Origin of the sequence: Glycomyces mayteni (genome assembly GCF_042428885.1) — a bacterium.
Classification (GTDB): domain Bacteria; phylum Actinomycetota; class Actinomycetes; order Mycobacteriales; family Micromonosporaceae; genus Glycomyces; species Glycomyces mayteni.
The window spans coordinates 845,379-866,309 of sequence record NZ_JBHMBP010000002.1; the positions used below are offsets into that span (position 1 = coordinate 845,379).

Annotated in this window: 13 protein-coding genes; 8 read left to right on the plus strand and 5 right to left on the minus strand. The window is 70.1% G+C overall.

Annotated features, from left to right (window positions below; genetic code table 11):
- Positions 1–30 precede the first annotated feature (30 nt).
- Entirely contained in the window at positions 31–1,446 is a 1,416-nt protein-coding gene (locus ACFFXY_RS10655; RefSeq protein WP_382349516.1) for an MFS transporter, read from the plus strand.
- A complete protein-coding gene (locus ACFFXY_RS10660) occupies positions 1,443–2,354 on the plus strand; it encodes an SDR family NAD(P)-dependent oxidoreductase (RefSeq protein WP_382349518.1) in 912 nt (303 codons plus the stop codon). Before ACFFXY_RS10655 ends, ACFFXY_RS10660 begins: the two co-directional genes overlap by 4 nt.
- Positions 2,355–2,474: 120 nt before the next feature.
- Here ACFFXY_RS10660 and ACFFXY_RS10665 read toward each other — a convergent pair whose 3' ends face one another.
- Entirely contained in the window at positions 2,475–3,059 is a 585-nt protein-coding gene (locus tag ACFFXY_RS10665; protein WP_382349520.1) for a TetR/AcrR family transcriptional regulator, read from the minus strand.
- A 98-nt stretch (positions 3,060–3,157) separates the two neighbouring features.
- On the opposite strand from ACFFXY_RS10665, the gene ACFFXY_RS10670 reads away from it, so the two are divergent.
- The 4 genes from ACFFXY_RS10670 to ACFFXY_RS10685 all read left to right on the plus strand — a co-directional run bounded on the left by ACFFXY_RS10670 (position 3,158) and on the right by ACFFXY_RS10685 (position 12,843).
- Positions 3,158–4,210, plus strand: a complete 1,053-nt coding sequence (locus ACFFXY_RS10670) for an NAD(P)-dependent alcohol dehydrogenase (RefSeq protein WP_382349522.1) — start codon at positions 3,158–3,160, stop codon at positions 4,208–4,210.
- 326 nt (positions 4,211–4,536) lie between these two features.
- Entirely contained in the window at positions 4,537–6,594 is a 2,058-nt protein-coding gene (locus tag ACFFXY_RS10675; RefSeq protein ID WP_382349525.1) for a cellulase family glycosylhydrolase, read from the plus strand.
- Between the two features lie 227 nt (positions 6,595–6,821).
- Positions 6,822–9,131, plus strand: a complete 2,310-nt coding sequence (locus tag ACFFXY_RS10680) for a glycoside hydrolase family 31 protein (RefSeq protein ID WP_382349527.1) — start codon at positions 6,822–6,824, stop codon at positions 9,129–9,131.
- A gap of 298 nt (positions 9,132–9,429) precedes the next feature.
- A complete protein-coding gene (locus tag ACFFXY_RS10685) occupies positions 9,430–12,843 on the plus strand; it encodes a putative Ig domain-containing protein (protein ID WP_382349529.1) in 3,414 nt (1,137 codons plus the stop codon).
- Between the two features lie 59 nt (positions 12,844–12,902).
- Here the strand turns inward: ACFFXY_RS10685 and ACFFXY_RS10690 are convergent, their stop codons facing one another.
- Positions 12,903–13,907 (minus strand): hydroxyacid dehydrogenase, encoded by a 1,005-nt coding sequence (locus ACFFXY_RS10690; RefSeq protein WP_382349531.1) that lies wholly within the window; start codon positions 13,905–13,907, stop codon positions 12,903–12,905.
- A gap of 276 nt (positions 13,908–14,183) precedes the next feature.
- On the opposite strand from ACFFXY_RS10690, the gene ACFFXY_RS10695 reads away from it, so the two are divergent.
- Positions 14,184–15,845 (plus strand): RICIN domain-containing protein, encoded by a 1,662-nt coding sequence (locus tag ACFFXY_RS10695; protein ID WP_382349532.1) that lies wholly within the window; start codon positions 14,184–14,186, stop codon positions 15,843–15,845.
- Positions 15,846–15,904: 59 nt separating this feature from the next.
- Here the strand turns inward: ACFFXY_RS10695 and ACFFXY_RS10700 are convergent, their stop codons facing one another.
- The 3 genes from ACFFXY_RS10700 to ACFFXY_RS10710 form a co-directional block, all read right to left on the minus strand.
- Positions 15,905–16,723 (minus strand): carbohydrate ABC transporter permease, encoded by an 819-nt coding sequence (locus tag ACFFXY_RS10700; protein WP_382349534.1) that lies wholly within the window; start codon positions 16,721–16,723, stop codon positions 15,905–15,907.
- Between the two features lie 95 nt (positions 16,724–16,818).
- Positions 16,819–17,802, minus strand: a complete 984-nt coding sequence (locus ACFFXY_RS10705; protein ID WP_382349536.1) for an ABC transporter permease — start codon at positions 17,800–17,802, stop codon at positions 16,819–16,821.
- The gene (locus tag ACFFXY_RS10710; RefSeq protein ID WP_382349538.1) at positions 17,799–19,466 is read right to left on the minus strand and encodes a type 2 periplasmic-binding domain-containing protein; all 1,668 of its coding nucleotides are present in this window, start codon (positions 19,464–19,466) and stop codon (positions 17,799–17,801) included. The genes ACFFXY_RS10705 and ACFFXY_RS10710 overlap by 4 nt, the downstream gene beginning before the upstream one ends.
- A 335-nt stretch (positions 19,467–19,801) precedes the next feature.
- On the opposite strand from ACFFXY_RS10710, the gene ACFFXY_RS10715 reads away from it, so the two are divergent.
- A complete protein-coding gene (locus ACFFXY_RS10715) occupies positions 19,802–20,824 on the plus strand; it encodes a LacI family DNA-binding transcriptional regulator (protein ID WP_382349541.1) in 1,023 nt (340 codons plus the stop codon).
- Positions 20,825–20,931 lie beyond the last annotated feature (107 nt).

Genomic DNA, 20,931 nt, shown 5'->3' on the forward strand with positions numbered 1-20,931 from the left:
CGGTAAGAGATCCGAGGAGGAAGCGACGACATGGCAACCGCGCCGGCCGCGACCGAACGAACCCGATCCGGGGCCGCCCTGCTGGCGGTCCTCATGCCCGCGATGCTCGTCACCGTCATCGCAAGCGACATGGTCAACCTCATGCTCCCCGCGATCGGCGCGCAGTTCGGCGCCTCCGAGGCCGAACTCGCCTGGGTCGTCACCGGGTTCCTGCTCATGTTCGCGATCGGCATCCCCTTCTACGGGCGCATCTCCGACCGCGTGAGCCTGCGCCGACTGTTCGCCTTCGCGCTCCTGGTCTACGCCGCCGGGAGCCTGCTGTGCGCACTCGCCCCGAACCTGCCCCTGCTCGTGGCCGGACGGGCGATCACCGGTGCCGGGGCCGCCGCCGTCCCCGTGCTCGCGATCGTCGCCGTCACCCGGCTGATGCCGGTCGACAAGCGCGGCACGGGCATCGGCGCGGTATCCGCCGCCGCGGGGATCGGCACGGCCGCCGGGCCGGCCGTCGGCGGCGGGATCGGCCAGCTCCTCGGCTGGCCGGCGCTGTTCTGGCTCATGCTCGCCGCGTCCCTGGCGCTGCTGCCCGCGGCGGTGCGGGTGCTGCCCGGAGGGGTCCCCGCGCGCGGTGGACGGTTCGATCTCCTCGGCGGCGCCCTCCTCGGGCTCGGCGCCGGACTGGCGCTGTTCGCGATCACCCAGGGCCAGACCGCCGGATTCGACGCGCCCCGGTCCTGGGGGAGCCTCGCGGCGGCCGCCGTCGCCTTCGCGCTCTTCGCATGGCGCACCGTCGGCGTCGCGAACCCGTTCGTGCCGCCCGCGCTGTTCGCCAACCGGGTCTTCCGCGGCTCGGTCGCCACCGCGTTCCTGGCCATGGCCGTGAACCTCGGCGCCCTGGTGTTCGTCCCGGTCCTGATCGTCGACGTCAACGGCCTCACCCCCGGCGAGGGCGCCCTCGTCATGATCCCGGCGGGGGCCGCCGTCGCCGCACTCTCCCCGCTGGTCGGCCGCCTCACGGACCGCCACGGCGCAAGGCCCCTCCTGCTGGCCGGACTCGCGGTCATGGCCCTGTCCGCCCTGTTCCTCTCCACGTTCGCGGACGGCGGTTCGGCGGTCCCGGCCGCCGCCGGGGTCCTCGCGCTGAGCATCGGCTTCATCTTCGTGATGACACCGCTCATCAGCGCCGCCGCGGGCTCGCTGCGCGCCGACGAGATCGGGGTGGGCCTCGGTGTCCTCCAAGGTGCGCAGTTCCTCGGCGCGGGCGCCGGCCCGGCCGTGTTCGGCGTGCTGGTGGCCGCGGCCCTACAGGGCGGGAGCGGAGCGGTCAACCCGTTGCACTCCGGCGGGGACGGCGCCGCCTACTCGAACGCGTTCCTGGCCATGGCGGCGGTCTCGGCCCTCGCGCTGGCCCTCGCGTCCCGGATGCGGCCCGAAGGAGGCTCGCGATGAAGACGGTCGTGATCACCGGGGGCACCTCGGGCATCGGTGAAGCGCTGGCGCGCGCCTGCCTCGAACGCGGCGCACGGGTCATCGCCGTCGCCCCCGATCCCGCGAAGGGGCGGCGGCTCCTCGACGCCGCCGCCAGGACCGGGGCGGGAGGGCGCGCCGAGTTCATCGCGGCGGACCTCAGCCTGGTCAGCGAGAACCGGCGGGTGATCGCGGCGATCGGGGACGTGTGCGACTCGCTCGACGCACTGGTGCTGTGCGCGAGGTACTTCCGCTCGCGCCGGGCGGTCACCGCAGAGGGGTTCGAGCACCATTTCGCGCTCTACTATCTGAGCCGCTACCTGCTCGGATACGGGCTCGCCGACTTGATGGACCGGGCCAAGGCCCCTGTCGTGGTGAACGTGGCGGGCCCGGGGGTCGGCCCGCCCGGCGTCCGCTGGGACGACCTCGAACTGGAGCGCGGCTACGACGGCTGGACGGCGATGTCGCAGGGCGGCAGGCTGAACGACCTCCTCGGCGTCTCGTACGCCGCGCGGCGCGAGGGGCGCCGCACCCGCTACGTGCTGCACTTCCCCGGCGGGACGACCACCGGGTTCGCCGGCGAGTTCGACGCCGCCACCGAAATGCAGGTGGACGCGATGAAGCAGGGCGCGCAGCCGGTCGAGGCGGCGATCGCCCCGATCCTTGCGGTGGTCGACCGGCCGCCCCGCGACCCGCTGAGCGCCTTCGTCATCGACCAGAGGATCGACCTGCGCCACCCCACCTTCGACCCCGGAGCCGCATCGCGCCTGGACGCCCTGACCCGCGCGCTGCTCCGGGACCGGATGCGGACGACGCTGTCGGGACAGCCCACCAAGGCGCCACTGCGGCAGGCGAACGGTCGGAATATCAGGCCGCCTCGACGGTGTTGAGGGCGAGCGGCTGGGCGGTCGCGGGGAGCAGGTCGCGGATGCGTTCGGGAGTCTGGGCAGGCGAGGAGGTAGGCGACGGGTTCGCCGTCGGGCGCGTGCCGCACCGGAAACCGTGGGGGATCAGAGCGCCACGACTCGGGCGACGGCTTCGCCGAGCAGTGCGCGGCGGCGGTCGTGGTCGTCCTCGGGCTCTTCAGCCGTGGCGGTGTAGACGCTGCTCGACGGCGACCAGGCCGAGGCCATGCCGATGACGAGGACGAGCAGGTCGACGGGGTCCCCCGCCCGCAGCCGGCCCGCCGCCTGGGCGGCCGCGACGGCCGCGAGCTTCGACTCGTGCTGCGCGCCTTCGAACCACCGCCCGGTGGGGCGCCGTTCGAGCCTCGTCCAGGCGATGAGCCGCACGAGCTCCGGATGCCGCAGGTTCTGGTCGTACAGTCGCACCGCCCACCCGGGCAGGTCGTCGGCGTCGAAGGGCACGCTGTCGGCGCTGGCGTCCACCCGGTCGGCGAGGACGGCCTCGAACAGGCCCTCCTTGCTCCCGAAGTAGGCGTACAGCTGGGCCTTGTTGGCCTCGGCCGCGGCGATGATGCGGTCCATCCGGGCTCCGGCGATCCCGACCCGCGCGAACTCGGCGGCGGCGGCGTCGAGGATCCGGCGGCGCGTGGCGATCCCGCGCGCGGTGGTGGGCATCGGGGGCGCTGACATGCGCACACGGTACCAGAAAGACCAGTCGGTTTGACTTTCGCGCGCACGCGGGCTAGCTTCGATAAAGACAGACCAGTTGTTCTTTTTTGGAGGCATCGATGAGTACCAGCACCCCCGCATGGCAGCAGTCGGACGGCAGCGCCGAGCTGCGGCAGACCGTGATCGACCGCCGCGGTCTCCGCACCGACGACATCGCGGTCCAGATCGCCTACTGCGGCGTCTGCCACAGCGACCTCCACGCGATCCACGGCGCCACCCCGCACATCACCGACGGCGGCGGGCTCGTCCCCGGCCACGAGTTCACCGGAACCGTCACCGCCACGGGCCCGGCCGTCACCCGCTTCGCGGTGGGGGACCCCGTGGCCGTCGGCACGCTCGTCGACTCGTGCGGCGAGTGCGCCATGTGCCTGATCGGGCAGGAGAACTATTGCCACCTCGGGCCCGTCAGCACCTACGGCGGGAAGGACCGCGTCGACGGGACCGTCACGAAAGGCGGCTACAGCCGCGAGTACGTCCTCCGCGAACGGTTCGCCCACCACCTGCCCGAGGCGCTCGACCCGGCCGCGGCCGCGCCGCTCATGTGCGCGGGCGTCACCATGTGGGAGCCGCTCCAGGCGGCGGGCGTTGGGCCCGGCAGCCGCGTCGCCATCGCGGGCCTCGGCGGCCTCGGCCACCTGGGCGTGAAACTCGCCGCGGCCCTGGGGGCCGAGGTCACCGTCCTCAGCCGCACCGCCGACAAGGCCGACGACGCCCGCGCCCTCGGCGCCGAGGAACTCCTCCTCACCACCGACGACGACCAGATGCGGCGCGCCCGAGGTCGGTTCGACCTCATCCTCGACACGATCTCCGCCGACCACGACCTCTCCCCGCTGCTGCGCCTGCTCGACCTGGACGGGACCCTCTCCGTCCTGGGGAACCCGCTGCTGACCGGCCCGCGCCTCCTCGAACTCACGATGGGCCGCAAGAGACTCACCTCCTCCGGCACCGGAGGGATGAAGGGGACCTCCGCGATGCTGGCGTTCTGCGCCGCGCACGGCATCGCCGCCGACATCGAGCTCCTCCCGTCAAAGCGCGTCAACGAAGCGCTGGCCCGACTGGAGGACGGCGACGTGCGCTACCGCTTCGTCCTCGACATGTCCGACCTGGCGTGAGGCGGGCGAGGGCTCGACGGCGGCCTTCGGCGTCGACCAGGGCAGGGAATCCGCGCTCCGGCGGTAGCGCAGCACCGACCTTCTTTGTCAAGATAAGAAACCAACTGTCGCATGCGGATCGCGCCGCGGTTTGCGCGATCCCGGACGAGCCCTCGCCATCGATAACGCGCCGGTCGGCGACCCCTCGAAAGCGCCCTCTTGGTTTCATGAGTTGACAAAGTCGTCCGCGTCTGCGTACCGTACTCCAGCGGACCAGGCATCTCGATACATCGATGCCTCTGGCCCCGGCCGCGTTCCTGCATCCCCCTCCCGGCAAGGAGTCCTGCATGAGACCAACGATTGTCCACAGAAGGCGGCTGCGCCTCGGCGTGATCGCCACCGCCGCGGTCGCCGCGCTGACGGCGGGCCTCATGGGCGCCGTCAGCGCCCAAGCGGCCCAAGGCTGCGAGGTCGCCTACGAGGTCACCGGCGAGTGGCCGGGCGGCTTCATCGCCGACGTGGAGGTCACCAACCTCGGCGAACCGGTCGACGGCTGGAGCCTCGCCTGGGACTGGCCCGACGGCCAGCGCGTCACGAGCATGTGGAACGCGAAGCACACCGCCTCGGGCGAGACCGCCGAGGCCGAGAGCTACGGCTACAACGCGACGATCGCCACCGGCGCCTCCGCCTCGTTCGGCTTCACCGGCTCCTGGTCCGGCGAGAACACCGACCCGACCGCCTTCCGCCTCAACGGCCGCCTCTGCGACGGCACCACCGGTGAGCCCACCGAGACGCCCACGGGCGGCCCCGCCGAGTGGGACAGCGCCACCGAGCAGGTCGCGGCGATGGAGCCGGGCGTGAACATCGGGAACACGCTCGACGCGCTGGGCGGGGAGACCGCCTGGGGCAACCCGTTGATCACCGAGGAGCTGCTCCAGACCTACAAGGCCGAGGGCTACAACTCGATCCGCCTGCCGGTCACGTGGGACGAGTTCACCGGTCCCGCACCGGACTACACGATCGCCCCTGAGCGCATGGAGCGCGTCGCGCAGGTCGTGGACTGGGCCCTGGAGAACGACCTCCAGGTCATGCTCAACCTCCACCACGACTCGTGGATGTGGCTCGACGAGCTGCCGAACGACCACGACAACGTGATGGCGAAGTTCGAGGCGATGTGGACGCAGATCGCCGAGCGGTTCGAGGACTACCCCGAGGGGCTGTCCTTCGAGAGCAACAACGAGCCGCAGTTCGCCGGCGCCGAGAACGACGCGGGCGACCCGTACAACGAGGAGCTCAACCAGGCCTTCTACGACGTCGTCCGCGGCACCGGCGGGGGCAACGCCGACCGGCTGCTGATCCTGCCGACGCTGAACACCAACGCCGCGCAGGAGCGCCTCGACCCGGTCAGGGACATGATCCAGGGCCTGGACGACGACATGGTCGGCGCGACGATCCACTACTACGGGTTCTGGCCGTTCTCGGTGAACGTCGCGGGCTACCCGACCTACGAGGAGGTGTCCCAGGCGGACCTGGAGGGCGCCTTCCAGCGGACGCACGACGCCTTCACGGCGAACGGCATCCCGGTCATCGTGGGGGAGTGGGCGATCCTCAACTACGGCTACACAGGCCCCGAAGTGGTCGAGTACGGCGAGATGATCAAGTTCTTCGAGGACATGCAGTTCCAGGCCCGCGAGCAGCAGTTCACGACGATGATCTGGGACGCCGGCCAGTTCCTCAACCGGGGCACCCTCGAATGGCGCGACGCGTACCTCGCCGAGCGCATCGCCTCCAGCTGGACCACCCGCTCGGGCTCCACGTCCTTCGACCGGATCTACCTGGAGAAGGCCGGGGCCATCGGCGACGCGACGCAGACGCTGCACCGCAACGGCCTCGACTTCGAGGGCCTGTGGCACCGGGACACGCCGCTCGCCGAGGGCACCGACTACACGCTCTCGGGCGACACGCTCACCATCAAGGCCGCGGCGCTCACCCGCCTCGCCGGGGACCGCGCCTACGGCACGAACGCGACCGTCGAGGCCCGCTTCTCCGCGGGCGTCCCGTGGCGCATCAACATCCTCTCCTTCGACCAGCCCGTCCTCTCGAACGCGACCGGGACGGACTCGCTCGTCATCCCGACCCAGTTCAAGGGCGACCACATCGAGCAGATGGAGGCCCACTACGCGGACGGCTCCAACGCGGGCCCCGCTTCCTGGACGCCGTTCCAGGAGTCGAACGTGAGCTGGCTGCCGAACTACAGCGGCGGCACTATCACGGTGCCGAGCTCGTTCGTGAACGCGATCAGGGACGGCGAGCCCGTCACGATCACGTACCACTTCTGGGGCGGCGACTCGGTCGACTACACCGTCGTCAAGAACGGCACCACGGTGACGGGAACGGCCTCGTAACCACACCCGTTCCCGCGCAACACAGAAGCCGCCGGGCCGGAGCAGCAGCTCCGGCCCGGCGGCCAGTTGGACGGTGTTCGCGTGCCCGACGCACTCGTCGGCGTCAGTACCGACTGTTCGGAAACTATAGGATAACGATTTCTTGACTCGGGTCCCGAAGCTCACTACCGTGAATGTTCACGAAACGGCGGTGCCTGTCACCGGCCTTGAGCGGAAGGAATCGAGTCTTGACTGCGATAACGTGGGAGCGTCGCGCCGACGGCGCGGTGCTGGAGGCCGACGGCCTGGCAGTGCGTCTGGCCTGGGAGGCGCCGGGGATCGCGCGGGTTGCCGCGCTCCCCGCCGCACTCGGCGAACCCGGGTTCGACGAGGGGCCGATGCTCGACCCGTCTCGCGTTCGCGAAGCGGTCCCGGTGCGGCTGTGGGAGTCCGAGGGCGCGCTCCTCGCATCCGATGATGCGCTCACGGTCCGGATCGACCTGTCCACCGGCAGCTTCACCTGGCTCGACCACGAGGGCCAAACGCTGTTCCAAGAGGACGGCAGGAGCCTCGAACCCCGTGCCGACGAAGGGTTCCGGGCGCGGCTGGGCCTGCGCTTCTCCAGCGGCGAAGCGCTCTACGGACTCGGCCAGCACGAAGACGGGCTCCTCGACTACCGGGGCCGCGGCCAGGAGATCTACCAGCACAATCTCAAGATCGGGCTGCCGTTCCTGGTGTCCTCGCGCGGCTGGGGCCTGCTGTGGAACGGCTACTCGGCGATGGACTTCCACGACGACGAGTCGGGCTCGTTCCTGGCCGCGGACGCGGTGGAGCGGTTGGAGTACTTCGTGATCGCGGGCGGCGGCCCGGCGGGCGCGGTGCGCGGCTACCGCCGCCTCACCGGCGCGGCCCCGATCCCGCCGCGGTGGGCGTTCGGCTACCTCCAGTCGAAGGAGCGCTATGCGGACCAGGAGGAACTGCTCGACGCGGCCCGCCGCTACGCCGGGCTCGGCCTGCCGCTCGAAGGCATCGTCCTCGACTGGCAGTACTGGGACGAGGGGCTGTGGGGCCAGAAGTCCTTCGACGCCGAGCGCTTCCCCGACCCCAAGGCCATGTGCGACGAGCTCCACGAGATGGGCACGCGCCTGATGATCTCGGTCTGGCCGCACCTCAGCGGCGACGGGGACGACCAGCGCGAGTTCGCCGCCGCCGGGAAGCTGCTGCCCAACGGCGGCACCTACGACGCCTTCGACCCCGAAGCCCGGGCCATGTTCTGGAAGCAGGCGGGGCGGCTGTGGGAGACCGGCATGGACGCCTGGTGGGCCGACAGCTCCGAGCCCTTCGACGACGACTGGCACGGCGAGGTCGAGCCCTCCCGTGCCGAGCGCTGGCGCCGCAACGTCGAAGTCGCCGAACGGCAGGTCGGGCCGCTGCGTGTGAACGGCTACCCGCTCGCGCACTCCCAGGGATTCTGGGACCATCAGCGCGCCAGCGGGAGCGGCAAGCGGGTGTTCAACCTGACCCGCTCGGCCTGGGCCGGGCAGCAGCGGTACGGCACCGTTCCCTGGTCGGGCGACATCAGCGCCACCTGGGAGGCGCTGCGCGGCCAGATCCCCGAGGGGCTCAACTTCGCGGCCGCCGGGCAGCCGTACTGGAACTGCGACATCGGCGGCTTCTTCGTCAAACGCGGCGAGCAGTGGTTCTGGGCCGGGGACTTCGACGGCGGCGCGGCCGACCTGGGCTACCGCGAGCTGTTCCTGCGCTGGTTCCAGTACGCGGCGTTCCTGCCGGTGATGCGGGCCCACGGCACCGACACCCCGCGGGAGATCTGGCGGTTCGGCGAGCCGGGCGAGGAGGTCTACGACGCGCTCGAATCGTTCCTGCGGCTCCGCAAGGCGCTGGTCCCGTACCTGTACTCGACCGCGGGCCAGGTCTATTTCGACGGTGCGAGCATGATCCGCCCCCTCGCCTTCGACTTCACCGACGACGCCACGGCGCTCGGCATCGCGGACCAGTTCCTCTTCGGACCCTCGCTCATGGTCTGCCCGGTCACCGAGCCCCAGCGCCACGGCCCGGGCTCGACGCCCCTGGAGGGCCGGCCCGCGTCACGGCCGGTGTACCTCCCGGCGGGGGAGTGGACCGACTGCTGGAGCGGCGACCGCGTCGCGGGCGGGCAGTGGATCGACGCCCCCGCCCCGCTGGCGACCATCCCGGTCTTCGCCCGCGCGGGCGCGATCGTGCCGACGGCCGTGCCGGACGGGGGCCCCGGCGACCTCGACGTCGTGGTCTTCCCTGGCGCCGACGGCGAGTTCGCGCTCTACGAGGACGAGGCCGACGGCTGGGGCTACGAGGACGGCGCCCGCGCATGGATCGGCATGCGCTGGAACGACACCGAACGCACCCTGACGATCGCCGCACCCGACGGGGCCTACCCCGGGATGCCGGAGCGGCGCCGCGTCCGGGTCCGGCTCGCGACACCGGGCGCGGGCTGGCGAGACGACGCGCCCGCGCAGGCGGAAGGAGAGTACACCGGCGCCGAACTGCGCCTGGCCCTCTGACACGTCGAGAGATCGATTTCCCATACCGGATCACGACTTCGCCGAGGTCGTCCGGAGCTGCCTGGAGCCGTCGATTTCGACTCTGAGCACTGAGAACACTTGCCGCCCATGACAGCGCGGCCCTCGGAACCGGTACGTGCGGGCGCGCAGTGTCGCGCCCGCACTTGCGTATCGGTGGATATGTAGATATCGTTATCCCGCGATGGATAACGGTTTCTCATCCGGGCGGAGCGCCGCGCGAACCCCGGTCGGGAACGTCATCCGCGAACACCAGCCCTCAATGAAGAAGGTGACGACAATGCGTCGACTCCAGGTCGCGCTTCGCGACCCCTCCAACGTCCCCAGGCGGGCCCTCGCCCTGACGGCGGCCCTCGCGCTGTCGCTGGGCCTGCTCCAGTTCTCCTCCGCCGCAGCCGAACCCGCCGCCGCACAGGACCTCGGCACCTGCGAGGTGCAGATCGAGTCCACCACCAGCGAAGCGGGCTTCACCCACCCCGGCATCGGGCTCACCGAGCCGATCATCGAGAACGTGCGCGCCCAGCTCGCGGCCGGCGCCGAGCCGTGGGCCTCCGGGTTCGAGGACCTGCGGAACTCCGCTTCCGCAGGGGAGAACGTCAACCCGTCCAACGCCGGGTCCGACCCGACCAAGCCCCGCTCGACCGCCTTCAACGCGGGCACGAAGGGCATGTTCGTCGCCGACGGCGAGAAGGCCTACGCCCAGGCGGTCATGTACGTGCTCACCGGGAAGGAGGTCCACCGCGAGAACGCGCGGCACATCCTCCGCAACTGGGCGCAGATGGACCCCGCGCAGTACGAGTACCACACGGACTCCCACATCTACACCGGCGTGCCGCTCTTCCGCATGGCCTCCGCCGCCGAGCTGCTGCGCTACACCAGCTGCGGCGAGGACGAGGCGTTCCCGTGGACCGAGGCCGACACGCAGGCGCTGACCGCCAACCTCATCGAGCCGTCCATCGCGACCTTCATGTCCTCGCCGGACCACTTCATGAACCAGCACAACTACCCGCTGCTGGGCTCCATGGCCGGGGCGATCTTCATGGACGACACCGACCTGTACGAGGAGAAGGTCGAGTGGTTCACCGTCAACGAGTCCGCCCAGGACGAGGGCTTCAACGGCTCCCTCTCCCGGCTGGCCCGCTGGATCGACACGAACGACAAGACCGGCGAACCCATCGACGACCCGCACGTCCAGCTCGTCGAGATGGGCCGCGACCAGGCGCACGGCGGCGGCAACCTCACGAACTTCGCAGCCCTGTCGCGGATGCTCATGTCCCAGGGCACCGAGATCGACCCGGTCGACGGCACCGTCTCGACCGCCGATGACGCGGTGGGCCCCTACGAGTTCCTCGACGACCGCCTCCTCAAGGCCGCCGACTACTTCTGGCAGTACATGCTCGGCTACGACACCGAGTGGACCCCCGTGGGATACGCGATCTCGCCCGACGGCACGATCCGCGACACCTACGACCACATCGCCGACGGCTACCGCGGCCGGTACGCGACCGCCTCGTTCTGGGAGTTCTACTACCACTACAAGTTCGAGCGCGGCCTCGACGTCGAGGAGATCGCGCCCTACTTCGCCGAGGCCTACGCCAAGCGCCCCAGGATCGGCTGGGAGGGCCACGACGGCGGTGGCGACTCGTGGCTGTTCGCGCCCGCCGAGGCTGCCGGGGAGACGGCGACCCCGCCGGGCGACCCGACCCTCCTCGAAGTCGAGCAGCGCTACACGCACCTCTCCGGTGACGTCGAGGCCGGCGACGGCTACGTGAGCCTGGCCGACGGCTCGGAGATCGCCTACCTCAGCGGCGCCACCAACCAGCAGCAGCTGGGCCTCCTCGTCCGCACCGAGGACGACGCCGTGCTCAACCTGCGCACCCAGAGGAACGGCCAGTCCATCCACCGCGTCTACCCGGTGACCATCCCGGATACCGGCGGCGAATGGCGCTACGTCACGACCGACGGGCCCATGGACAACATCCTGTTCATCGCGGCCGAGGGCGGCACGGTCGACATCGACCACATCAACATCAACGCCGCGGCCGAACTCGACGGGCCGGTCTTCCCCGAGGACGCGGCCGACCGCATCACCGGCTGGACCGGCGCGGAGGTCACCGCGGACTTCGCGGCGACCGCCGCCGAAGGGACGGCGTACAGCGCGACCGGGCTCCCCGAGGGCGCCGAACTCGACCCCGACACGGGCGCGTTCACCTGGGCCCCTGAGGAGTCGGGCACGTGGACCGTGACCGTCGCCGCCGACGACGGCACCAGCTCCACAGCCCGCTCCGTGACGTTCGACATCGCCAAGAACCGCCGCAAGGCCCTGAAGTCCGTCGAGGAAGGCATCGACCTCGACGACGGCTACGAGTCCGCGACCGCAGCGGCATTCACCGCCGCCCGCGAGACCGCCGAGGACGCGCGCAAGCACGGCACCGACGTGGAGTACCTCGCCGCGCTGGCCGGGCTCCTCGCGGCCGTCGACGGGCTGCGGCTGATCTCGCCGGAGTCCGAGTCGGACGGCAGCCTCGACTATCCGGGGCTCCTTGAATTCTCGAACGCGGCGGACCGCGCCACGGCCCTGGTCGACGGCGACAACCAGACCGGCACCTACTGGGGCCAGTCGGTGAACCTCTCGCACACCTTCGACTTCGGCGCGGACTTCCGCGTGTCGGCGACCGAGTTCGGCTTCCAGAGCAACATCTTCGCCGACCGGCTCGCCAACTCGACGGTGTACGCCTCGAACGACGGTGCGGAGTGGACCCGGATCACGCCGGGGGTCACGGAGTTCACCCAGGACTTCAACACCCTCGAAGTGGACCCGGAGTTCCAGGACGACCAGTTCCGGTTCTTCAAGATCCAGATGCTCGAACCGCTGCCCGACGTCCTCTACGGGCGCATCGTCGGCGGGTTCGAGATGACCGAGTTCCACATCTGGGGCGAGCGCCACGAGATCGGCAACCAGATCGCGTCGGCCTCCATCGCCTCCGACGACGCGGTGGCGGGCAAGGTCGCCGTGGGCGACACCGTGACCGCCACCGTCACCACGAGGAAGCCGGTCGACTCCCTGTCGGTGAACGTCATGGGGGTGACCGCGGAGGCCGCCTCGGAGGACGGCGTCAACTGGACCGCCCCGGTCGTCCTCGACGGCGTCGAGCCCGGACCGGTCACGTTCGCCGCCGACTACATCGAAGACGGCGAACCAGGCCCGAGCTTCTACGGCACCACCGACGGCTCCGCGCTGTTCGTGGGCGGCAACCGCGACCAGCGGATCGATGTGGCGGAGCTCGCCACCGTGACCGCCTCCGCCAGGCAGTGGCCCGGGAACGGGCTGCCCGCGGACCAGGTCGGATACCTGCTCTTCGACGGCGACGCGAACACCGCGGGCGACCTCAACACCGGCACCGCTTCGTACTACACCGTCGACTTCGGCGCGGGAGCCGAAGCGCATCTGGAGGAGGTGTACTTCCTGCCGCGGGCCTCGCACCCGACGCGGGCCAACGGCACGATCGTGCAGGGCTCTGACGACGGGACCACCTGGACCGACCTGACGGCGGCGCTCACCGGCGGCGCCGCGAACACCTGGCTCCAGCGCCCCGCCACCGGCGACGACCACTACCGGTACTTCCGCATCTACAACGCGGGAGCCTGGAGCGGCAACCTCGCCGAAGTCCAGTTCTTCGGCGACCTCGCATAACCAAAGACCGTCTCGGCCGCCCGCCCCGCCGCGCGCTCGCGCGGCGGGGCGGTGCGGTCTCAGGCCTGGATCGAGAGGAGGCCGGGGTCGGCGGCATGCCGCAGCGGCTCGCCCGCGGCCAGCCGCTCGGCCTCCTCGACGATGAGCCGCCCCATGCGGGCCAGCTCGTTCCCCTGCGACCCCGCCACATGCGGGGTGAGGAACAGGTTCGGCAGGTCGAACAGCGGCGAGGCGGCCGGCAGCGGCTCGGGATCGGTGACGTCGACGATCGCCGAGATCCGCCCGGTCGCCAGCTCGGCGACGAGCGCGTCGGTGTCGACCAGGGCGCCGCGCGCGGTGTTGACGAGCACCGCGCCGTCCTTCATCGCCGCCAGCCGCTCGGCGTCGAGGAGCCGCCGCGTCTCGGGCAGGTCGGGGGCGTGGACCGAGACGATGTCCGATTCGGACACGAGCGTGTCGACGCCGACCAGGCGCACGCCGAGCCGGGCCGCCTCCTCGGCGTCCACGTGCGGATCGGCCAGCAGCACCGCGAAGTCGAAGGGGCGCAGCAGCTCGATGACGAGGCGTCCGATCCGCGAGGCCCCGATGAGGCCCACCGTGCGCCCGAAGTTGCCGGTCGCGCCGTGGTCCTCGCCGATCACGAAGCCGCGTTCGGTGCGGAACCGCTCGCGCAGGCCGAAGAGGTCCTTGCCCGCCAAGAGGATCATCCCGAGCGTGTACTCGGCGACCGGCACGGCGTTGGCCGACTGCGCCGAGACGACGGCGATCCCGCGCTCGTAGGCGGCGCGGTCGACCCACTGGACGCTGCCGGCGGCGTGGAGCACGGCGCGCAGCTTGCCCGCGGCGGCGAGCGCCGGGGGATCGAGCCGCGGAGCGCCCCACCCGGTGACGACCACCTCGGCGCGCGCGAGCGCGGCCGCCGTCCGGTCGTCGGCGAAGTCGCGGGCGACGAAGGCGGGGTTGATGTCGAGGACGGTGCGGAGGCGGGTCATGTACGGCTCGGGGAACAGCTTCGGGAGGTAGACGGGGTCCATCGCGAACAGCCCCGGGATGCGGTCGGTCATGCGGTGTCCTTGGTCGGTCTGGAGCGGGATAACGATTTCTAAACTACTGGTTCCAGGGGTCCTTGTCGAGACAGGAGTCCAGCCCTCAGGATCTCGGATTCCCGCATCGACAACGGATCTGTGAGCCGTTTCGTCGTAGCTCGATGCGGAATTTGTATCCATGGATATTGACATACATGGATGATAACCTTATCTTGAACTGAGCGGGATAGCGTTATCCGATCCGGTTCGCGATCCCGCTGTCCGCCCCTCGCCAACGACAGTCGAAGGAGCACCATGAGCGACGATCACACCGGCGGCGCCCGATTCAGGCGACGGCACCTCCTCAGGGGCGCCGCAGCCGCGAGCGCCCTGGCCGCCACCGGAACCGGCGGCCTCGCCGTCGCGCAAGCCCAGCAGCCCGACCACGCCGACGCCCTCGCGTTCGCACATCCGGGCACCCTCCACGTCCAAGCCGACTTCGACCGCATGAAAGCCAAGGTCGATGCCGGCGCCGCGCCCTGGAAGCAGGGCTGGGACAAACTGGTCGCCAACGGCCACTCGCAGAGCACCTGGGAGCCCAAGCCGCTCGCCCAAGTCGTGCGCGGCAGCACCGACACGCCCGAGAACTACTGGGTGCTGTACAACGACGTCCACGCGGCCTACCAGAACGCGCTGCGCTGGAAGATCGCGGGCACCGCCGCCAACGGCGACACCGCGCGCGACATCTGCAACGCGTGGTCGCAGACCCTGGAGTCGATCCACACCGGCCCTTCGGAATCGCGCCTCGCCTCGGGCATCTACGGGTACCAGTTCGCCGTCGCAGGCGAGAGCCTCCGCGGCTACCCGGGCTTCGACCTGGCCCGCTTCCAGGCCATGATGAACGACGTCTTCTACCCGCTCAACAGCGACTTCCTGGTGCGGCACAACGGCACCTGCGACACCCACTACTGGGCCAACTGGGACCTCTGCAACATGGTCTCGATCCTCGCGATCGGCATCCTGCGCGACGACCAGTCCCAGATCGACGAAGCGGTGGACTACTTCTGGAACGGCGTCGGCGCCGGGGCCGTCGACAACGCGATCCCGTTCGTCCACGGCGACCTCGCCCAATGGCAGGAGTCCGGCCGCGACCAGGCGCACTCCATCATGGGCATCGGCCTCATGGGCGCCTTCATGGAGATGGCCTGGAACCAGGGCATCGACCTGTACTCGGCCCGCGACAGCGCCTTCGCGAAGGCCGCCGAGTACGTCGCCCGCTACAACCTCGGCTACGACGTGCCGTTCGCGACCTACCGCAACTGCGACGGCATCGAGCACACCGCCGTCTCCGCGGGCGGGCGCGGCCAGATCCGGCCGGTCTGGGAACTCGTCTACAACCACTACAGCGTCCGCCGCGGCCTCCGAATGCCGTACACGGCGCGCATGGCCGCCCTCGCACGCCCCGAAGGCGGCGGCGGCGACTACGGCGGGAACTCCGGCGGCTTCGACGCCCTCGGCTGGGGCACCCTCGCGCACCTGCGCTCCACCCCCGCGGTCGTCTCCGGCAGCACCTACCTCCTGATGTGCGAGCGCTCCGGGAAGTTCCTGGAGAACGGCCGTTCCACGGTCGACGGGAAGCCCGTGATCCAGTGGGCCGAGAGCACCGGCACCCAGCAGCGCTGGAAGATCACCGACGTCGGCGGCGGCCACCACAAGCTCGTCTGCGAGCAGTCGGGCAAGGCGCTCGACAACGGCGCCTCCACCGCCGAGGGCACGCAGGTCAAGCAGTGGACCGACAACGGCAGCACCAGCCAGCGGTGGAAGCTCGCCGACGTGGGCGGCGGCGCGGTCACCCTCACCTGCGAACGCTCCGGCATGCTGCTCGACAACGGCAACAAGGAAGCCGACGGCGACATCGTGATCCAGTGGCCGAACAAGGGCTCCGTCCCGCAGCGCTGGCGGCTGATCCGGGTCTGACGCGGTGAGATGCGAAGGGGCCGAGCGCGAACCCGCTCGGCCCCTCGGTGTCTCGCCGTTCAGCCCTTGATGGCTCCGGTGAGGACGCCGGAGGTGAAGTACCGCTGGAGGAACGGGTAGACCACCAGGATGGGGACGGTCGCCAGGACGATCACCGCCATCTGGAGCGTGACGCCCGGCGGCGGGGGCTGGTCCGGTGAGACGATCGCGCCGGGGATCTGCACTCCCGCGAGGACGTACTGCTGGAGGACGACCTGGATCGGCCACTTCTCGGAGTCGTTGATGTAGAGCAGGGCGTTGAAGTAGGTGTTCCAGTAGCCGACGGCGTAGAACAGGCCCATCACCGCGAGCACCGGCTTGGACAGCGGCAGGACGATCTGGAGGAAGATCCGCCATTCGCCCGCGCCGTCGATCCTTGCGGCTTCGATGAGTTCCTCGGGGAGGCCCTGGAAGAAGTTCCTGATGACGATCATGTTGAAGGCCGAGATGAGGCCGGGGATGATGAGCGACCAGGTGGAGTCCAGGAGGCCCAGGTATTTGATGAGCATGAAGTTGGGGATGATCCCGGCGCTGAAGAACATCGTCGCGAGGATCATCACGAGGACGAACTTCGCGCCCGGGACCTGCCGCGTTCGCGCCAGGCCCCACGCGAGCATCGAGGTGGCGGCGAGGGAGAGCACGGTGCCCACGACGGTGATGAACAGCGAGTTCTGGAGGCCCTGGGTGACGGTGCCGCCGTTGAAGATCGCCCTGTAGGCGTCGAGGGAGAACTCGGTGGGGAAGAGCACGCCCGCCCGGGCTTGGGACGGGGCGGCGAAGCTCATCGCGATGACGTAGACGAGCGGGTAGATCATCGTGATCACGATCAAGGTGATCACCAGGGCCTTCACTCCGCGAACCCACGGCGAGGGCGGTTTCATCCAAGGCGCGGCGCCTTGCCTGCGCCGAACGGGAAGTGCAGCAGTCGTTGCCATTAGAAGATCCCCTCTCCGCCGAGGCGCTTGGCGACCCGGTTCGCGGACAGTACGAGGATGGTGCCGATGACGCCCTTGAGCAGGCCCGCGGCGGTCGCGATGCCCCACTGGCCGCCGAGCACGCCTCTGAAGTAGACGAACGTGTCCAAGACCTCGGAGGCTTCGGCGCCCACCATCGGCTGCTGAAGGAGCAGTTGCTCGAAGCCGACCGTGAGGATCGACCCGATGTTGAGGATCAAGAGCAGGGTCGCGACCGGGACGAGCGCCGGGAGCGTGATGTGCCAGGTCCGCTGCCAGGGCGTCGCGCCGTCGATCGCCGCGGCCTCGTACCGCTCGTTCGGAATCCCAGCGATCGCCGCGAAGAAGATGATCGTGCCCCAGCCGGAGTCCTTCCAGATGTTCTGGGCGACGACGAGGAGCTTGAAGGTGTCGGCGTTCGTCATCGCGTCGAACCCGGAGGCGCCCCAGCCGTCGAGGAGCCCCGCGATGAGCCCGCCGCCGCCGAGGACCTGCTGCCACACGGAGATGACGATGACCCACGACAGGAAGTACGGCAGGTAGACGACGGTCTGGACCATGCGCTTGAGACGGTCGGAGATCAGCGAGTTCAGCAGCAGCGCGAGCGCGATCGGCGCGGGGAAGGCGAAGACGAGCTGGAGCACCGCGATGACGAGGGTGTTCTCCAGCGCCTGGAGGATGGCCGGGTCCTGGAACAGGACGGTGAAGTTCGCGAAGCCGATGAACGGCGAGCCCGCGAACCCGCGGAACGGCGAGTACTGCTGGAACGCGACCACGTTGCCGGCCATCGGCGCGTACGCGAACACCAGGAAGAACAGCGCGCCGGGGACGATGAACGTGTAGGTCCACCGCTCGCGCCAGATCCGCTGGCGCAGTGTGCCTCGGCGATCGCGCTGGGGGGCAGGGGAAGGCCCCGAGGCCCGCTTGGCGCGGGTCTCGGGGCGTGCGGCGATGTTCACGCTCACTCGGACGCGTCCTTGAGCGCCTGGGCGTATTCATCGCGGACCTGGGTGCCGCCCTGCGACATGTAGTTGGAGACGAAGGACTCCAGGTCGCCGATGCTCTCGCGGCCCGTGATGACCCCGTTCTCGAAGTCGGTCCACGACTGCTTGAGCTGGGCGCCCTTCGTGATGAAGGTCTGCGAGGCGCTCTCAAGGCCGGTCAGGGGCCGGTCGATCGAGTTCTGCGCGAGCGACTCCATGGCGGTGACGAAGGAGTCGACCCACGGGAGCGCGTTCGGGTGCACCTGGTACCCGCCGCTGTCGCCCGGGACGCCGACGTACTGGACGCCCAGCTCGGTCGCGTACTCCGGGTTGGGGATCGGGATGCCGTTCTCGTCGAAGTCGAAGTGGCGGCCCTCCTGCCCCGAGTTGACGAACAGGCTCTCCTCGGAGCCGAACGGCGCGCAGAAGTAGTCGAGCACGTTGAGGACCTCGGTGAGCCGGTCCTCGTCCTCGGCGACCTTGGCGGACACGCAGGTGGACTTGCCGTAGGGGATGTTCCGCACGGCGAGCTGGGCCGACCCGTCGAAGCCGGGCATGTCGAAGAAGTCGTACTTCGCGCCCGGCAGGTCGGCCTCCCACTGGGAGAGCCCGGTCGCGCTGGTGGCGCCCCAGACCGCGTCGTAGCGGATCGCGGCGCCGGAGACGATGTCGGTCGCGGTGGGGGTCATGGAGATCGGGTCGAAGATGCCCTCGGCCCAGGCGCGGGCGAGCCATTCGAGCATGAGCCTGTAGTTCTCGGTCTCGATCAGGTGGACCAGGTCGCCGTCGCCGTTGAGCTGCCACTCGGGGCCGACCTTGAACAGGCGGTGGAACATCGCCGCGGTCCCGGGGAAGGGGTCGTACCTGTTGAGGCCGTAGACCTTCTGGCCGCCGGGGCCCGTGCCGAGCGCGGAGACCTCCTTGAGCATGGTGAACAGCTCGTCGGCGTCCTTGGGGGCGCGGCCGATCGAGGTCTGGTCGACCAGGTCGGTGCGCATCGTGGGGATGTTCGTCAGCGCCGCGCCGACGGACGGGACCTGGAAGATCCGGCCGTCCTTGAGGCCGGCCCTCCAGATCTCCTCCTTGCGCGCGGCCAGGTTGGGCCACTTGAGGATCTTGTCGCCCGAGAAGACCTCCGACAGGTCCGCGAAGGCCCCGTCGCGGATGCCCTGGAGGCTGACGGCCTTCTGGTCGTCCATGAACACCAGGTCCGGGACCTCGCCGGAGGCGAGCATCGTCGCGAACTTCTCGTAGAACACCGGCTGAGGCACGAACTGCGGCTCGTAGCTGGCGCCGATGCGCTCGTTGAGCTCCTGCCAGTACGGGTTCTCGTCGAGGGGCTTGGAGGGGTCGCCCCAGGTGAGCTGGAAGCAGGTGACCTTGCCGCCCGAGCCCGGCTCGCGGCTGACGGACTTGAAGTAGGTCTTCGGGTACTCGGTGTAGACGTCGAGCATTCCGGGGGTGTCGGTCGCGTAGTACGGCTGCACGTCGAGTTCGGGCGCGGGCTGGTAGGTCGGCATGTCGTAGTCGCCGCCCGTGGCGCCGCCCGCGCTGTCGCCGGAACAGGCGCCGGTGGCGCCCGCCGCGGCCGCCGCTCCGGCGGCGCCGACCGCCCCGAGGAACTTGCGGCGTGAGAATTCGACCATGAGGGGTCCTCCTAGTGATGGCCCTGAGTTGGACGGCACTGCGCTGAACGGCGGGAGAGGCCGCAAGGTGCCGGAATTGGTCGGCCTCCGAGGGGCCGCCATCGAGAGAAGGTTATCAACACGATCGACGCCGGTCAATAATCGCGTCCTCGACCAAGGCGGGGACCGACGCTGCTCGCGAGGGCGCGTTCGCATATCCGCACTACAATCGGCACTCATTGTTGCGAGCGCTTGCCGAAAAATGATCTTGATGCGGCCTAGCATGTGAGAAAACGATTATCTCAGTACGGCATCCTGGGTGTCGCCGGTCCCGGGCGTCTCGTATCCTCGATGCCATGGACTCCCCGAAGTCGTACCGCGCCCCCGTCCTCGCCGATGTCGCGAAGTCGGCGGGGGTCTCCGTGCCAACCGTCTCCCGAGTGCTGAACGGAACCAAGAACGTCGCCCCGGACCTGGCCCAGCGGGTCCACGCGGCGGTGAAGCAGCTCGGCTACCGCCCGAACAGCGCCGCCCGGTCGCTGCGGCTCAGCCAGCCGACCCTGATCTCCATCATCGCGGAGGGCACGACGTCGGCCTACGGCTATGCGAACACGCTCGGCGGCGTCGAGACCGCCGCCCAGCGGGCGGGGATGTCGGTCTCGATAACCATCGTGGCATCGGACGAGGACGAGTCGGTGATGCGCGCGGTCGACCTGGCCCTGTCGCAGCCGATCGGCGGCGTGATCGTACTGGAGTTCCGGCAGGCCGGCATCAAGGCGTCGCGGGCCCTGCCCGCGTCCCTCCCCGTCGTCGCCGCCGGAGGCGAATCGGAGCGTGCGGACGGCTCCCTGGCCGCGCTGATCGACGAGGCCGCGGGGGGCCGCCAGGTCACCGAATACCTGCTCCGGCAAGGGCATCGCACCGTGCACCACATCGCCGGGCCCACCGGCGGGAAGACGTCGGGCCGCACCGAGGGCTGGCGTGCCGCGCTCCAGGACGCCGGTGCGGAGGTCCCCGCCGTGATGGACTCCGAGTGGGACGCCCTGTCGGGCTACCGCTGGGGCGAGCGGATCGCCGGCCGCGACGACGTGACCGCGGTCTTCTGCGGGAACGACGAGATCGCCCTGGGAGTGATGCGGGCCCTGGCCGACCGCGGCCTCGACGTCCCCGGCGACGTCTCCGTCGCCGGATTCGACGGCCAGCCCCTCGTTTCGCTCTGGCGCCCGTCCCTGACGACGGTCGAGCAGGATTTCGAGGACCTCGGCGCCCGCGCGTTCGACCTGCTGTCCCAGCGGCTCCAAGGCAAGGAGGACCTGCGGTCCTCAGTGGTCAAACCCCAGCTCGTGGTGCGAGAGTCCACGGCGCCCCCGCGCGCCTGAGCCGACGGGGCGCCGCGCGGCGCTCGGAGCGCCGCGAGGCTGCTCCGAAAATCGATGATCAAACGATTGCGCATCGTCCCGATGTGTGCGATCCTCATCCGCGGCCG